We start from the raw sequence: 15292 nt of genomic DNA on the forward strand, positions 1-15292 counted from the left end.
CTATGACCTGTTTTTTCGTTTATGTTGACGAGAACGCCGAACAATATTAAGCACTTCAACACTTAAAGAAAAGCCCATAGCAAAATAAACATAACCACGTGGTACATGAAAAGAAAAACTATCAGCGACTAAAACCATACCAATTAAAATCAAAAAACTTAAGGCCAACATTTTAACTGTTGGATGCTTATCTATAAATTCGCTTACAGGTTCACTTGCATAAATCATAACTAAGATCGCACAGGTGATAGCAGCTGCCATGACCCAAAAACGAGTAGTCAGACCAATTGCCGTAAGAACACTATCCAAAGAAAAAACAATATCCATAACAGCAACTTGAAATACAACCACTTTAAAAGTGGGGTGTTTAGGACCTTTAGCTTGCAATTCCGTCTTGTCTTCCCCTACTTCATAATGTATTTCCTGTGTTGCTTTCGCTATTAAAAAGGCGCCGCCGGCAAATAAAAATAGATCGCGTATAGAAAAAGAAAATTCCCCATAGGAAACCAACGGATGCACTAATTTTACTAGCCAAACAGCTGAGCCAAGCAAAGCAATTCGAGTCATCCAGGCAAAAGTTAGCCCCCATCTTCTGGCGCTTTTACGTTGTTCGCGCGGTAATTTTTCTGTCAAAATAGACAAAAAAACAAGATTATCTATGCCTAGTACTATTTCTAAAATAACCAGCGCAGAAAGACTTAAAAGTATATCTAAAAATTCCATGTCATCACTTTAAAATATCAATATCAGCAGCCTTATTGTCACCCGAACTTATCCAAAGGTAAATGATTCACTTTCTAACCTATCTTAGCTATACTAACGCGCGATAAACAAGTTATACAGGTGACTAAATCATTAAGTTAATCAAAAAGCTGCTACGTAGATCCAGGACGAACCAATCACCTGTTGATGCCAGTTATATTATTCCACGCAGCCAACACCATATATCAAAAACAGATATCAGTGCAAATGCACTTAAAGTCTTGAATCGCCTTAATAGTGCTGGTTTCCAAGCCTTTTTAGTTGGCGGTAGCGTACGTGATCTTTTGTTGCGCAAAGTACCTAAGGATTTTGATGTTGCAACCAACGCAACTCCGAACCAGATAAAAAAATTATTTCGCAATGCCCGTATTATAGGACGACGCTTTAAGCTAGTGCATATTATTTTTCACCGCGACATTATTGAAGTAGCCACTTTCCGAGGCAGTGAAGGTGCAGATGAAGTTATTGAAGCGAATCAATTAACCAATGAGCGAGGCATGCTCGTTCGTGATAACGTGTATGGTACTCTCGATGAAGATGCCTGGCGCCGTGATTTCACCATTAATTCACTCTATTACAATATTGACGACTCTTCGATTGTTGATTTCACTGGTGGCGTCAATGATGTTAATCAGCATATCATTCGTATGATTGGTGACCCAACAACACGTTATCAGGAAGATCCCGTACGTATGCTGCGTGCAGTACGTTTTAGCGCTAAATTACATTTTAGCCTTGCTCCAGAAACAGCTGAACCTCTGCCACACTTAAGTTATTTGATTACCCATGTTTCTGGTTCGCGCCTATTTGATGAAATGACTAAACTATACCAATGTGGCGAAGCCGAAAACGTGCATCGTTTATTAATTCAGCATGGTTTATTTCCTCATCTTTTCGCCCAAACAGCAAAATTAATGGATAGTCACTATCCAGTGAATGCCTTAATAGGAATAGCATTAGAAAATACGGATACCCGCATTAGGGATAACAAGCCTGTTACACCCGCTTTTTTATTTGCCGTATTGCTATGGTTTCCTTTGCAAGCACGAACTGCGCTGTTGCAGGAAGAAGAGGGGCTAGATCCACTGCCTGCTTTAGAAAAAGCAATGTCACAAGTTATTATTGAACAAAATCAAGTTATAACAATTCCCAAACGTTTTAGCCAAATCATGCGAGAAATGTGGCTTTTGCAATACCGCTTTCCAAAACGTTTAGGTGGACGTGCCTTTAATTTATTGCAGCATCCAAGATTTCGCGCTGCGTATGACTTTCTCGCTTTGCGAGCTCTTGCAGGTGACGAAGAACTCGAGCTGGCGCAATGGTGGACTACCTTTCAGGATGCATCTGAAAGTGAGCAAACTGAGATGATTGCAACACTTGCTCCTGCCGCTCCACGCAAACCGCGAAAACGTCGCAAACCCAAAGCAGCAAGACCCGAATGATTTCCTGTTATCTAGGATTGGGAAGCAATCTGCGATCGCCCCAACGTCAATTACGACAAGCTCTAACTGCTTTAAGAGGTTTGCCATCTACACAAGTTATCAAAGTAGCAGGCTTTTATCGTAGTAGTGCTTGGGGAAGAAAAGCACAACCAGATTATTACAATACTGTAGTGGCTCTGCAAACGAGCTTAACGCCTGAACAATTATTAATGTTTTGCCAAAAAATAGAGCGTCAGCAAGGTCGTATACGAAAAATACGTTGGGGCTCACGTACACTTGATATCGATATCTTGCTATTTGGCACAAGAAAAATTAACTCCACGAAAATAACGGTTCCGCATCCAGGATTACATTTGCGCGACTTTGTTTTTGTCCCTTTGCTTGAGCTATCCCCCAAGCCTGCAGTCATGGCTAACAACAACCTTTCTAAGCTTATTAAAGAAAGTAAGTTTTGCTCAACAATCAAGCAATAAAATTCATTGTTGTTTTTCCTGTTCATAAACTACACTTACGATATCAAGCAGTTATTAAGCGAGGGAATCGTGTATACATCTATACTGCATGCAACCGATTTGAGTGAAAACCATTTTGATATGTGTAAACAGGCCGTAAAAATTGCTCATCTATTTGGAGCTACCCTTCACTTACTGCATGTCATTGAACCCCCGCCTAGTCTACAGCTGGCACAGGGACTTGGGTTTGCTGAATTTGATAGCCCGGTTAAAGATGACGCGCAAGCTGTTATGAATGTTTTGGGCGAAGCACTTGGCATCCCTCCTGAGCAACAACATGTTGAAATAGGCTCAATCAAAATGAATGTATTGGATAAAGTAAAAGCCTTAGGATGTGGACTCATAATTATTGGCAGCCACAGCCCAAACGCACTGCCAGCTTTTCTGGGAAGTACAGCACATGCTGTGGTGCATCATGCTCCTTGCGATGTTTTAACGATACGAAACAAGATATAATTATTGGGATTTTTCTCCTTAGGAAAGAGCTCGGCATGAGTGTATAACACACTCTTTATTTTTTAACGATCCTTAGAGATAAAACACGACAAGGCTTAAGTTTTCTTTATCTTCAGTTTCATTAACCTCCAATATAATATCATTACCAATGAGTGATAACTTTAAAAGATAAAGATATGCCTGCCTTTCTTTATAGGAAGGATATTTTCTCTAAAAGGTTTTTCTGAATTGCCTTTCTTCGTTATAAATAGCATTTTAAAGAAATAATATTCTCTTTTTGCTCTCATAACTACAGTGTGTTCTTCGCATACTAGCAACAAAGATTTCCGGTGCTTGATAAACGCCTGGCATTAATTACTGAAGAGGAATGAGACTTCTTTTTGCTTAACTCTAGTCGCATTTCACACTCAAATAATAGGTTTACTCTTAATGAAACTACCTCTTTTTAACACGTTTCATAAGCCTTTTTTTCTTCTTGACTTGGCGTTCGGTCAACTTGTTCTTTTTATCTTTAAATGGATTGCCTCCACCTTTAAATTCAAGTTTTAAAGGCGTACCGACTAACCCTAAATGAGCCACAAAGGCATTCGTAAGATAACGCTTGTAACTATCTGGCAAAGAATCCAACTGATTCCCATGGATAACAATAAGTGGCGGGTTATGACCACCAGTATGAGCATATCGTAATTTAATTCTTCGACCATGCACCATCGGCGGGGTATGTTGACTCACCAAATCTTGCAGTAAACGAGTCAATTTTGGTGTTGAAAAAGCCTGTATTGCTGATGCATAAGCTTCTTCAATATCCTTGAATAATAGGCCAACACCACTACCGTGCAAAGCGGAAATAAAGCGAATTTTGGCAAAATGAACAAAATGCAGGCGACGATCCAGTTCAGAACGAACCTGTTCTTTGTGTTCCTCATCCAAGCCATCCCATTTATTAACCGCTACAACCAGGGCCTTACCTGACTCAATGATAAAACCCAACAAATGCATATCCTGCTCGGTTAATCCTTCTCGGGCATCTAAAAGCATCATACAAACGTGAGACTCTTTTATTGCCTGAAGTGTCTTGATTACCGAAAATTTTTCAATTTTCTCATCAACTCGTGAACGCCTACGTACGCCAGCTGTATCAATTAAAACATATTCTTTTTCATCGCGCTTAAATGGAATAGCAATACTGTCACGGGTAGTGCCAGGCATATCATAGACAACAACTCGCTCTTCACCCAGGATACGATTAATCAACGTAGACTTACCAACGTTGGGTCTACCAGCAAAAGCAATTTTAATTGCCTTAACATCTGAACTTTCTTCTCCAACGGGTTCAAAATCTTTGGTTAAAGTCTGCAATAAAGAATGCATACCGCGACCATGGGTTGCAGAAACGGGATGTACTTCACTGAACCCTAAGGACTGAAACTCAGAACAGGCTATTTCTTCATCTAAGCCATCAGTTTTATTTACAATCAGGTAAACAGGTTTGCTAATCTTACGTAAACGTTGGGCGATATTTTCATCAATTCCTGTTAACCCAGCTCTGCCATCAACTAAAAACAAAACAGTATTTGCTTCCTCCAAAGCTGTTTCTGATTGCTTTGACATCAAGGCATCAACAGCCAAATCATCAACACCAACTCCACCGGTATCAATCACAATAAAGGGCTTATTTTCAAACTCAGCCTGACCATACTGCCTATCGCGTGTCAAACCAGGATAATCTGCAACGAGAGCATCCTGAGTCCGGGTTAATCGATTAAACAGTGTCGATTTTCCTACATTAGGACGACCAACAAGAGCAATAACAGGAATCATTCATTTAACTCACAGAAAAACGGCTTAATTTACCATTAGCGGCCATTACATAAATATTGTTACCAATAACAGAAGGAGCCGTATTAATCGCACTGCCAAGTTGCGCGCGTGAGATCAAATTACCACTATCGGTTGCGAGAATGTGTAGATAGCCGGTCTTGTCTCCAACCACTAAACGATTCCCCATTAGCACTGGTTCAGTAAGCCCATGAGCCTTCAGTGCTACCTGCTTCCAGTTAACTTGACCATTTTGGCGGTTAATAGCCCAAATTACATCATCACTATCAGTTAAAAACACTGTTTTACTATCCATCGTGATATTTCGATAAACAGATGCTGGTTTACGCCATATAAACTGTCCATCGGTGAGAGAGAGTGCACCGACATAACCTTGGTAACTGGCGAGATAAACAACTTGTCCACGCACAATTGGGTCTGCGTCAATATCTACCAAGCGCTCAACATCACTTGCACCGCTTGCATAAGCGATACTGCGTTGCCACACCAGACGACCAGTTTGGAGATCAACAGCATCCATCCTACCATCAGAATACCCTACCAAAGCCAACTTATTGTCAAAAATAACCGGTGAAGAACTCGCTTTTAAAATTAAACTGGGCGCTCCATGATCAGAGATCCACAGTTTTTCGCCTTTTACAATATCGAAAGCATACAGATTACCGTCGATAGTTTTAGCAATGACTTTATTATTGGCAATAACTGGTTTGGACAAAACTTCTCCAGACACTTTATTTCGCCATAACTCACTTCCATCAACCTGTTTCAACAAAATAATATTTGATGTGTCAGTTCCTACCGCAATAGCTCCCTCAGAAACGGTTGGACCACTTACTATTCCGCTATCCAGTTTTTTAGACCAGAGCACTTTACCGGAGTTTTTATCAACAGCTTGTACTATACCGCTTGTGTCAGCAGTGTAGATAATATTCCCTCTAATCTCCGGTTTTAGTTTTAAATTAGAGTTATTTTTTTGGGTCCCACCAGCAGGAACCGACCATTTTTCAATTAAACTTACTTTGGTTTTAAGAGGTTCTAAAGGCGTTGGTGTGGGTGTGTTGTCCTTACCCAACATATAATCATCAACCTGGGTGCAGGCTTGTAATAATGCGCAGACGCCTAAAACCACCAATTTTTTGTTAATAAGCAACATATGACCTCTTTATATCAAGCAGCTTGTAAAGCATTGTTTTTGGTTTTCATGGATTGAGTAAGAGCAGCTAATTCATTTGTTTTCATTTCCAGGAAAAGGTTACCCATACCATTTGTTCGCACTTCCGTAATCGCTTCTTTATAAGAAACGATCGCTTGTTGATATTTTCCTGTAGCCGCATAAATATCACCTTTTAACTCATTAACAACAGGCATATAAGCCATATCATCAATTGTAGTTAGTTCGGCAAGCGCTTTATCATACGCTTTTTCTGCAGCAAACAAACGCGCAATACGAATTTTCGCCACCTGCTTCAGGGCTGTCATTTTTGAATTTTTAGCTACATAGTCTAAATTTTCTCTAGCCTTTTCATATTTTTCACGCGTAACAAAGAGTTTGGCTAAGGCCAAACGAGCCGCATCTGCATATACTGTATCACTGTATTCATTCATGAGTTGGTTAGCATAGGAGCGGACACCTTTATTGTCCTGGTTAGAAAAAGCGACCATAAGATGCTCGTAAGCATTGGATGCTTGCATACTCATTTTAGACTCATGCCAGTTCCAATATTTAAAACCTGCAACAGTTAATAACACTAACGACAAGATCACAGTAATCACATTACTATACTTGTTCCACCATTTTTTAATTGCTTCTAACTGCTCTTCTTCTGTCATATAAACCGACATAATTATCTCCCACTACCTTCCCAGACAGTCTTGTAAGTACTTGCTCAATTCCCGTTGTGGAATGGTTGCCTGTTCTTCATGACTACGCAAATTTTTAACCCCAATTACTCCTTGCCTAACCTCATCTTCCCCGAGGATTAACGCAAACTCAGCCCCACTCTTGTCCGCTTTTTTAAATTGACTTTTAAAACCGCCTCCTGCCGTATTAGTAATCACTTGCCAGTTTGGGTTTGTATTTCGCAACTCTTCAGCAAGCAATAAAGCCTGACTCATCGCGTCCGCACCTGCTGCAATAATAAATAACGCTTTGGGTTCCTGGATCTCTATTGTTGGAGAGTTTTGTAATAATAACAGTAAACGTTCAGCACCCATGGCAAAACCAACTGCCGGTGTCGCATTGCCTCCCAGCTGCTCAACCAGGACATCGTAACGTCCTCCCGCACAAACTGTAGCCTGACTCCCCAGTTGATCAGTAACCCATTCGAAAACCATATGGCCATAATAATCCAAGCCACGAACCAATAAAGGATTAACAGAATAGGCTATACCCATTTTAGTAAGGCCTTCGCATAAATTAGCAAATCGCTTTTGGCTCTCCGGACCAAGACTATCCATTAGTTTAGGTGCTTTACCCAGCAAAGCCTGCATGTCAGGATTTTTACTATCAAGAATACGTAATGGATTTCTATCCAAACGCCGTTTACTATCCTCATCGAGCTGATCAAAATGGGTGGTAAAATAATCAACCAATTCCTCTCTATACTGTTGCCGCTCACTTAACTCTCCGAGGGTGTTAATTTGTAAATGAACCAGGCTACTAATTCCCAAAGCAGTCCATAAACGCTGGCAGATTGCAATGAGTTCCAATTCGATAGCTTCACCCTCTATACCCAAGGCTTCAACACCAAACTGATTAAATTGCCTGTAACGCCCTTTCTGCGGTTTTTCATGCCGAAACATTGGTCCCATATACCAAAGTTTTTGCTGCTGATTATGTAACAAGCCATGTTCCAGACAAGCACGAAGACAACCCGCAGTACCTTCTGGCCTTAGAGTCAAACTATCACCATTCAAGTCGGTGAACGTATACATCTCTTTTTCAACAATATCAGTTACTTCACCGATAGTGCGTTTGAATAATTGCGTACTTTCCACCAAAGGAAAACGAATTTCTTGATAACCGTATTGCAACAAACACTGGATGAAAATTTTTTCAAGCAAGCGCCACAACATCGTTTGATGAGGTAAAACATCATTCATACCCCTTACAGCTTGAATTCTCTCACCCACCATGTGTCTCCAAAGGTGTAGCCGGGCCAGATGGGCTGGGGCTAGTTGAAAGCATAGAGCGCATTTTTGATAGATCTGTTAAACGAATATCCGTTTCGGCCTTATTCGATAAGGCGTCAGTATGAGTATTTTTTGCAGTAAACAATTGCTGACTATCTTTATTTTTTTGCCACCAAATACTTACAGCAACAATCACAGCAATAGCAACCAAACTGGTTAACCAACGCACCAGACGTTCTCCTTTATTCGATTCCCGCTTACTTTGCCACAATGCTTTCTCAGGCTTTGCTTCCGTTGAATAGAGACTATTAAAGGTTTCCAAGAGCGGCTGCGATGGTATCCCAAGTAACTTGGCATAAGCATGGATATAACCCTTAATAAAAACAGGTTCTGGCATTTGCTGGTAATCATCGGCTTCCAACAATTCAATAAGTCGAACTCGCAAATGCAATTTAGCTGCAACATACTCCTGGCTATAGCCCTTTTTTTCACGTACACGAGCTAACTGCAAGCCAGGATTTTCTCGATTACCGTTATGAATTTCATCCATTGCTACTATCGTATTCATTTTTTGCTCCGGTATAATAGTCCGTATAATTAGTCAATCTAGCCAAACGCTGTTTATACTCCCCTTCAATATTCCTTTTTCCTGCTTGACGCGCTGCTTCCACACCCATTGCAAGTATGTTAGGGTCAGTCAATGAAAGCGCAGGATATTTTTGCATATATTCCAATGCCTTACTTGCATGTTTCTCTTTAAGCTCGATAGCAGCTAACTCGTAAAGCGCTTGTTTTCGACGCGGATCCTGTTGCAATGCCTTTAAATAATAATGTTTCGCCTTAGAATAATCAGGTACTGCCGCCGCACATAATCCAGCATTTTCATAGGCTGCAGCTGTATGAATGTAGTGAATATCATTCGCTGCTTTTAGAAAATAACGTTCTGCCTCTTTATAATGCCCAAGGCGACATAAAAAAGTTCCATAATTATTCAGTTGGGCACCACTATCTGGCGCCAGAACTAAAGCCTTCTGGTAGAACACCTGCGCTTTCCTTACTTCCCCTGTTTTTTCAAGATAATAAGCCATCGCTACATTCACATCAGCGGAATCAGGCGCCAAGTCCAGTGCGGTAAGCAACTTCCGCTTTGCTCGTGGCCTATCACCCTGTTTTAAATAAGCCAAACCAAGCTGAGTATTATAGGATGCTGCCTCATTACGTTTCTGTAGTTGTTCTGCCCTTATGTCATTATTCTGTTGACAAGCTTGTAACAACAGGAAAATTAACCAAGGTAAAAAGCGTAATAAGTTCAACACAATTGTCACATGGCATTAAAGGATTGGCCATTATAACCGTGAACAGATAAATTTAAAAAGCTTTATGCACTCTTTTCGTCAATCTCGTTAGTGGCCGTCTTAGGCACAAAGTGTAATTTTTGCCAGCGCCTAGAGCGACTTGTTCTATCCTTTACCTCGCCAGCCAATTGACCACAGGCTGCATCAATATCATCGCCTCTTGTTTTACGTGTAATCGTGTTAATTCCTTTGGCTATTAGCTTTTCCCGAAAGGCATCAATAGTCGCTTGCGAAGAACGTTGATATTGCGTCATAGGGAAAGGATTAAAAGGTATTAGATTCACTTTCGCAGGAACATCGCGCAATAATTTAATCAATTGGGCAGCATGCTCAGGCTGGTCATTAACCCCTTTAAGCATCACATATTCAAACGTTACCTTTCTTTTAGGTTCATTTTTAAAATAGCGTTTGCATAAAGCCATTAATTCTGCCAAGGGATATTTTTTATTGATAGGCACTAATTCGTTACGCAATTCATCGTTAGGTGCGTGTAAGGAAACAGCCAGTGCGACTGGGCTGGCTTCACGCAAACGCTCTAATTCTGGCAAAACACCGGAAGTACTCAGAGTAACCCGTCGCTTGGATAAACCGTAGGCAAAATCATCCATCATGATATCCATTGCCGCTACAACGTTATCAAAGTTGAGCAGAGGCTCGCCCATCCCCATCATGACTACATTGGTAACTCGCTTATCATGTGCTCCATTCTGTTGTGATAATTCACGCACAGCTAACCAGACCTGGCCGATAATTTCCCCTGTACTCAAATTTCGATTAAACCCTTGTTTAGCAGTGGAACAAAAGCTGCAATTTAATGCGCAACCAACTTGCGATGATACACAGAGAGTCCCCCGCGTTGCTTCAGGAATAAAAACAGTTTCTATACAATTCCCACAATCCAACTTCAGTAACCACTTATGAGTGCCATCAGCAGATTTCTGGCAAGTTACAATTTCTGGTAAACGAATTTCAGCCAGCAGGCTAAGCCGCTCTCGGAGCGACTTACCCAAATTAGTCATTTGCGAAAAATCATGAAAACCAGCCTGATGGATCCATTGCATTACTTGCTGCGCACGATATGGCTTATCACCAATCTCATTAAAAAAATTGCGCAGTTGCTGATAATTAAAATCCAACAAATTGATTTTTTGACTCATCACATTACCTCAAACAACAATTATCTTTTGCAAATTTCATGTGGTTCGAAGAAATAAGCAATTTCTTGAGCAGCCGTTTCAGGACTATCAGAACCGTGAACTGCATTTGCATCAATGCTGTCAGCAAAATCAGCACGAATAGTACCTGCATCCGCCTTCTTAGGATCAGTCGCGCCCATTAAATCACGATTTTTGATGATCGCATTTTCGCCTTCTAAAACCTGAATCATTACAGGACCTGAAATCATAAAAGACACTAAATCGTTAAAAAAAGGACGCGCTTTATGAACAGCATAAAATCCTTCTGCCTGTGTTCGAGAAAGATGCATCATTTTTGCAGCCACAATGTTTAAGCCAGCTTTCTCAAAGCGAGAATAAATTTGGCCAATGACTGATTTAGCCACTGCATCAGGTTTGATGATAGATAGGGTTAACTCTTTTGCCATAACGCACTCCAATTTTCTAAGATTAAAGCGCGGTATTATACACGATCTGATAGCGTAGTAGCCAATATAAATTCATTGTTCGCCAAGATCGGCATCAAAATAGAGTGATTCACGGTTCTCTTCTGTTTGTTCCGGATTTACACGATATTCTGGTAGTAATTGAATCAATTCATTGACTCGTAGTATCAAATTATAAAAATCAGTACGGTATTGGCGCAAACTTCGCCCAGCATCCGAAACACGCTCTATAAAATTCACCAAAGATGCCTCTATTGACTCAGCAAATTCAGTTAACTTGACAAGCTCCTCCACGATTAATTGTTTAAGTTCATTTCCTATGCTTTGACCCAAAATTTTTTCCAAATCACCCCAGATACTACTCTTAAAGCTGACGGTTTCTCCCGGCGCAGTATTTTCTTTAATAATCAAGTGATTAATTGCCTGAATAATTTTTTCATCACTTTTATCTCCGCCAACTAACGGCAAAGCAGGCTTAATTTTTTTTGCAATACCTTGAAGAATTTTTTTCCATTCAGAAGCATGCTTGATAAGACTATGCTGGCTTTCGGCAATCAATTTATCCTGAGCAAATTCCAATTGATGAAATTCATCCCCCATTTCTACAAGTTTTTTACGCATCGCCTCCAAATCATCTCTGGTCAAACCACCAGGCGATTCCTCATCTTTGGCCGTTTCACCGGACAGCAAATAATCAACAAACAATTTTTGTGCATAAACCTGATAATCATGGGCTTGCTGCAAGATAATCCCGTTAAATACGTTTTTCATGGGAACACGTAGCAAACGATGATAAAAATTATTGGGGTTTTTGACCGCAGCAAACAGATCTTCTTGCGGGAGTTTAATTTTACATTTTTCTAAAATACGTTCTGCGGTTATTAAACCATAGGTTGAATACCACATTGACAAATCGCTTTCTGCTTGTTTTTCGCTCATTATTCATCCAACTTGATTTTGCAACAGACTGTGATATAACGCACTCTTATCAAATAGTATAATGTATATTTCTCATGCTAAGCTCACTTACCAATGAATTGCAAATTTTAATTGATTTTATTCGTACACCCACCCCTACTGCCTGGTTGGATGCTGCTGTATCAAACTTAACAACCTTACTGGTGGATCACGCACATTGTGAGCGAAAAGCAGCAGCCACAGCAATCAATTTCATTAGTAAATACCCGGAGAAGCAAGAGTTAGTCGCAGTTATGTCTCCTTTGGCGCGTGAAGAATTACTACATTTTGAAAAGGTAGTCAATTTGCTGAAGGCGCGGTCCATTAAATTTGGACCTCTTCATCCCTCTAATTATGCACAACAAATGCATCGTTTTGTACCCAAAGAAAATACCCGGGAGCGTTTACGTGATCAATTAATTATTGGTGCACTTATTGAAGCACGATCTTGTGAGCGCTTTAACGCTTTGATTCCTAGACTGGAAGATGACGAGTTAAGTAGATTTTATAGTTCGCTTGTGAAATCTGAAGCACGCCATTTTCAAGATTATTTGCATCTGGCAAAACTTTATGGAGGCGATATTAGCAAGCGGCTGGATTTTTTTATTACCGTCGAAAACGAACTAATTAATAATACTGATCAGGTATTCCGTTTTCACAGCGGAATACCTATCTAAAACGAGGGTCAACAGACCTTATTATATGGTCATTCCAGAGCGTGGCTCTTGAGGTGGCTCATATTTCATATTGATATTATAGCGTCCTTCCATAAAGCTTTTTAAGCCAGTATTAGCCGGTTGGTCAGGCGCCCTGCCTTCACTAAGCTCTTTGAATTGTGCTGTAGTCATGATTGCGTTAGTGGGTGGCTGTCCTCCCAGGCTCTCTGTTTGTTTTAATACGACCTTGCCAGGATGATTAGGATCGGGTTGATTGGTATAGCCGTGTGTTTTTGCCCATGCAACCAATCCCGCATCAAAACGCATTTGCTCCGCTTCTCCAAAAGGCTCTCCATCTTTGGTCGCGCAAGAAACCAAATGCCCTTCGTCGTCGACATTCACACTAAATTTAACATCAGGGACTCTTGTTCCTAAACCAAGTGCACTACCAACACGGGTGTTACCAACTTTATCGGAAACGAGCGCGCCTACACCCTCAGCGAATTGCCCTATTTCCTTGTTATAAGGTACCAGTGAGACCAGCGGTTTTAGAACTAAATCATTGCCTGCTTCTGCTACAAATTTCAACATTCCCACTGCTGCATAGTCACTATCACCAATCGGATCCAGCGACATAGCCATAGCCAAGTCCATCATTGTATTAACAATGGCGTTCATACCAGAAACCCAATCATTATAGCCTTTCATCCCATCGCCCATGAGAGTATCAGCATTTTTATTAACTTTATCCCAGTAATCCTTCCCTTTAGCACGCCGTTTTTCCCTACCCATATTATTTAATTCTTCTTTCATCTGCTGCTGCTTTGCTCGTTGCTCATTTTGCAGCATGCCTTGTAAAGCACCCTCGTCCTCCTTGGCTGCTAATGTCTTGATTTGTTCCTGTTTCGTTTCTTCAGGAGTTGGCATAGCGAGATACCTCTATTAATTCCAGTTGATTAAAAAATATACCTATTGATTCATCATAACACAGAAGCATGGGGTTGTCATCCCAATCACTTAGCACATATTGACTATACATAATTTCATTATAACAATGATTTATTAAGCCTGGCTTATGTGTATGCCCATGAATTAAATTAGCTACTTTATATTTCTGCATATGTTCTATCATATCCGATACAACGACATCCATTTTACTATAGGGTTTACTTCGATTTGTTTGACTGTGTTGTCTGATCTTGCTAACTAATTGAGCCCGGACTTTATAGGGAAAACGCAAAAAAAAGTGGCTAAACCATCGATTTCGCGTTAAACGTCTAAACCATTGATGGCCTTTATCATTAGTACAGTATCGATCCCCATGAACTAATAATATTCTCGTATCACCTAATTGGATAATGGCAGGCTCAGGAAGAATAATCATTCCCGCCAAATCAGCAAACGCTTTTCCTAGCAAAAAATCACGATTGCCGTGCATAAAATAGATAGTTACTTGTTGTTGCGATAACCAGAATAGACGTTTTGCGATCGATTTGGACCAGGAATCAATACTATCGTCACCAGCCCAGGCATGAAAAAAATCACCTAGAATATAAACAACCTTGGTATTTTGCGCTGCCCATTCGATAAAGCGATTAAAGCGTGCTGTAATTAAAGACGCTTCGGGGTGTAAATGTAAATCCGAAATAAACACTGCAGCCAAACGATCGTCAGGCTTCTTTGTCGTGGCGGTCATCAGCGGTCGTTTTTCAATGCTTCGCAGAGGCTGTTTAGACGAGTAGATGATACCACCATGATCCAAATTTAAACCATTTTGCTTAAATCGAACAAAGCGCAGCATACGTTCTATCATAGAGGCTCTATACAAATATGCTCATCTTGTAAATAGACCTGGCAAGGCCCGGAATGAGGCTCAATCGCATCACTTAAACGATAAAAACCCGCAATAGACACCAACTCAGCCTCTAAAGATTGGCAGAAAATTCTTGCTTGCGTATCCCCGGATAGACCAGCCAATGCCCTACCACGCAAACTACCATAAACATGAATATTGCCATCTGCAAGCAGCTCCGCACCATGGCTGACTGAGGCTGTAATTACCAAATCACCGCCCTTACTCACTACTTGCTGTCCCGAGCGGACAGGCGTTGTTTGCAACTTGGTTTTGGACGATTCACTCACTGCCGTTGACTCGCCAGAAGGCTCTTCAATCAACGGTTTATCGTGAGTAGATGAAGCATGCAAAACAGCTAATCCCTGGCATTGAGCAATCGTTGTCAGCAAAGGATTCGCACCCTGAATAGCGACCGGTAACAAATTGTACTCGCGCATACACTGACACAAGTCCTGCAGATCAACATCATTTTCCTCGAGAACACTGCAGTCCAAAACAATCGGTGTTCTATCAAAGAGGCGAGGTGCTTTGGCGACTATTTCATTTAGTTGCTGTTCAAATAATATTCTATTACTGGATAATAATTGTAAAACAGTAAAAGTATATAATCTGCCTTTAAGTTTAAATGCTTGTGATTTCAATAAATTATCCGCCATAACTCCGATATCCATCACCTTGTTTTTTGTTTATACTATCACGAGGGGA

Annotated in this window: 17 protein-coding genes; 4 read left to right on the forward strand and 13 right to left on the reverse strand. The window is 40.6% G+C overall.

Annotated elements, in window-relative coordinates:
* A complete protein-coding gene (locus ACN4Z1_RS10580) occupies nt 1-723 on the reverse strand; it encodes a TerC family protein (protein WP_115221218.1) in 723 nt (240 codons plus the stop codon).
* 149 nt (nt 724-872) lie between these two features.
* Between ACN4Z1_RS10580 and pcnB the strand changes: the two genes are divergently transcribed.
* From pcnB to ACN4Z1_RS10595, 3 genes are all read left to right on the forward strand, one after another.
* Nucleotides 873-2204: a polynucleotide adenylyltransferase PcnB gene (pcnB, locus tag ACN4Z1_RS10585; RefSeq protein ID WP_115221217.1), complete on the forward strand. Its 1332-nt coding sequence runs from the start codon at nt 873-875 to the stop codon at nt 2202-2204.
* Complete coding sequence (folK, locus tag ACN4Z1_RS10590; protein ID WP_228364736.1) at nt 2201-2677, forward strand: 2-amino-4-hydroxy-6-hydroxymethyldihydropteridine diphosphokinase; 477 nt, start codon at nt 2201-2203, stop codon at nt 2675-2677. The genes pcnB and folK overlap by 4 nt, the downstream gene beginning before the upstream one ends.
* 69 nt (nt 2678-2746) lie before the next feature.
* A complete protein-coding gene (locus ACN4Z1_RS10595) occupies nt 2747-3172 on the forward strand; it encodes a universal stress protein (RefSeq protein WP_058447892.1) in 426 nt (141 codons plus the stop codon).
* Nucleotides 3173-3607: 435 nt separating this feature from the next.
* On the opposite strand, the gene der is transcribed toward ACN4Z1_RS10595, so the two are convergent.
* From der to ACN4Z1_RS10640, 9 genes are all read right to left on the reverse strand, one after another.
* Entirely contained in the window at nt 3608-4993 is a 1386-nt protein-coding gene (der, locus tag ACN4Z1_RS10600) for a ribosome biogenesis GTPase Der (protein WP_115221215.1), read from the reverse strand.
* Nucleotides 4994-4997: 4 nt separating this feature from the next.
* Complete coding sequence (gene bamB / locus ACN4Z1_RS10605; RefSeq protein ID WP_115221214.1) at nt 4998-6164, reverse strand: outer membrane protein assembly factor BamB; 1167 nt, start codon at nt 6162-6164, stop codon at nt 4998-5000.
* A gap of 14 nt (nt 6165-6178) precedes the next feature.
* Nucleotides 6179-6853: a YfgM family protein gene (locus tag ACN4Z1_RS10610; RefSeq protein WP_228364737.1), complete on the reverse strand. Its 675-nt coding sequence runs from the start codon at nt 6851-6853 to the stop codon at nt 6179-6181.
* Nucleotides 6854-6865: 12 nt separating this feature from the next.
* The gene (gene hisS / locus ACN4Z1_RS10615; RefSeq protein WP_228364738.1) at nt 6866-8146 is read right to left on the reverse strand and encodes a histidine--tRNA ligase; all 1281 of its coding nucleotides are present in this window, start codon (nt 8144-8146) and stop codon (nt 6866-6868) included.
* Entirely contained in the window at nt 8136-8711 is a 576-nt protein-coding gene (locus ACN4Z1_RS10620) for a helix-turn-helix domain-containing protein (protein ID WP_228364739.1), read from the reverse strand. The genes hisS and ACN4Z1_RS10620 overlap by 11 nt, the downstream gene beginning before the upstream one ends.
* A complete protein-coding gene (gene pilW, locus ACN4Z1_RS10625; RefSeq protein ID WP_228364740.1) occupies nt 8686-9459 on the reverse strand; it encodes a type IV pilus biogenesis/stability protein PilW in 774 nt (257 codons plus the stop codon). Before pilW ends, ACN4Z1_RS10620 begins: the two co-directional genes overlap by 26 nt.
* A 62-nt stretch (nt 9460-9521) precedes the next feature.
* Entirely contained in the window at nt 9522-10655 is a 1134-nt protein-coding gene (rlmN, locus tag ACN4Z1_RS10630; RefSeq protein WP_115221210.1) for a 23S rRNA (adenine(2503)-C(2))-methyltransferase RlmN, read from the reverse strand.
* Nucleotides 10656-10675: 20 nt separating this feature from the next.
* A complete protein-coding gene (gene ndk, locus ACN4Z1_RS10635) occupies nt 10676-11101 on the reverse strand; it encodes a nucleoside-diphosphate kinase (protein WP_115221209.1) in 426 nt (141 codons plus the stop codon).
* A 72-nt stretch (nt 11102-11173) separates the two neighbouring features.
* Nucleotides 11174-12058 (reverse strand): hypothetical protein, encoded by an 885-nt coding sequence (locus tag ACN4Z1_RS10640; protein ID WP_228364741.1) that lies wholly within the window; start codon nt 12056-12058, stop codon nt 11174-11176.
* 74 nt (nt 12059-12132) lie between these two features.
* Between ACN4Z1_RS10640 and ACN4Z1_RS10645 the strand changes: the two genes are divergently transcribed.
* Nucleotides 12133-12753, forward strand: a complete 621-nt coding sequence (locus ACN4Z1_RS10645) for a tRNA-(ms[2]io[6]A)-hydroxylase (protein WP_228364742.1) — start codon at nt 12133-12135, stop codon at nt 12751-12753.
* Between the two features lie 21 nt (nt 12754-12774).
* On the opposite strand, the gene ACN4Z1_RS10650 is transcribed toward ACN4Z1_RS10645, so the two are convergent.
* The 3 genes from ACN4Z1_RS10650 to minC form a co-directional block, all read right to left on the reverse strand.
* Nucleotides 12775-13659 (reverse strand): hypothetical protein, encoded by an 885-nt coding sequence (locus ACN4Z1_RS10650; protein ID WP_228364743.1) that lies wholly within the window; start codon nt 13657-13659, stop codon nt 12775-12777.
* A complete protein-coding gene (locus ACN4Z1_RS10655; protein ID WP_228365066.1) occupies nt 13646-14428 on the reverse strand; it encodes a UDP-2,3-diacylglucosamine diphosphatase in 783 nt (260 codons plus the stop codon). Before ACN4Z1_RS10655 ends, ACN4Z1_RS10650 begins: the two co-directional genes overlap by 14 nt.
* 113 nt (nt 14429-14541) lie before the next feature.
* A complete protein-coding gene (minC, locus tag ACN4Z1_RS10660) occupies nt 14542-15243 on the reverse strand; it encodes a septum site-determining protein MinC (protein WP_228365067.1) in 702 nt (233 codons plus the stop codon).
* Nucleotides 15244-15292 lie beyond the last annotated feature (49 nt).

The organism is Legionella sp. ST3F1, assembly GCF_048553315.1.
Lineage (GTDB): Bacteria > Pseudomonadota > Gammaproteobacteria > Legionellales > Legionellaceae > Tatlockia > Tatlockia donaldsonii.

What these genes read in the sequence shown, in the direction of transcription:
- ACN4Z1_RS10645 (WP_228364742.1), top strand. Translation starts at nt 12,133, where the DNA reads ATGCTAAGCTCACTTACCAATGAATTGCAAATTTTAATTGATTTTATT.
- minC (WP_228365067.1), bottom strand. Translation starts at nt 15,243, where the DNA reads ATGGCGGATAATTTATTGAAATCACAAGCATTTAAACTTAAAGGCAGA.
- ACN4Z1_RS10655 (WP_228365066.1), bottom strand. Translation starts at nt 14,428, where the DNA reads ATGACCGCCACGACAAAGAAGCCTGACGATCGTTTGGCTGCAGTGTTT.
- ndk (WP_115221209.1), bottom strand. Translation starts at nt 11,101, where the DNA reads ATGGCAAAAGAGTTAACCCTATCTATCATCAAACCTGATGCAGTGGCT.
- bamB (WP_115221214.1), bottom strand. Translation starts at nt 6,164, where the DNA reads ATGTTGCTTATTAACAAAAAATTGGTGGTTTTAGGCGTCTGCGCATTA.
- rlmN (WP_115221210.1), bottom strand. Translation starts at nt 10,655, where the DNA reads ATGAGTCAAAAAATCAATTTGTTGGATTTTAATTATCAGCAACTGCGC.
- ACN4Z1_RS10650 (WP_228364743.1), bottom strand. Translation starts at nt 13,659, where the DNA reads ATGCCAACTCCTGAAGAAACGAAACAGGAACAAATCAAGACATTAGCA.
- folK (WP_228364736.1), top strand. Translation starts at nt 2,201, where the DNA reads ATGATTTCCTGTTATCTAGGATTGGGAAGCAATCTGCGATCGCCCCAA.
- ACN4Z1_RS10640 (WP_228364741.1), bottom strand. Translation starts at nt 12,058, where the DNA reads ATGAGCGAAAAACAAGCAGAAAGCGATTTGTCAATGTGGTATTCAACC.
- ACN4Z1_RS10580 (WP_115221218.1), bottom strand. Translation starts at nt 723, where the DNA reads ATGGAATTTTTAGATATACTTTTAAGTCTTTCTGCGCTGGTTATTTTA.
- der (WP_115221215.1), bottom strand. Translation starts at nt 4,993, where the DNA reads ATGATTCCTGTTATTGCTCTTGTTGGTCGTCCTAATGTAGGAAAATCG.
- hisS (WP_228364738.1), bottom strand. Translation starts at nt 8,146, where the DNA reads ATGGTGGGTGAGAGAATTCAAGCTGTAAGGGGTATGAATGATGTTTTA.
- ACN4Z1_RS10620 (WP_228364739.1), bottom strand. Translation starts at nt 8,711, where the DNA reads ATGAATACGATAGTAGCAATGGATGAAATTCATAACGGTAATCGAGAA.
- ACN4Z1_RS10610 (WP_228364737.1), bottom strand. Translation starts at nt 6,853, where the DNA reads ATGTCGGTTTATATGACAGAAGAAGAGCAGTTAGAAGCAATTAAAAAA.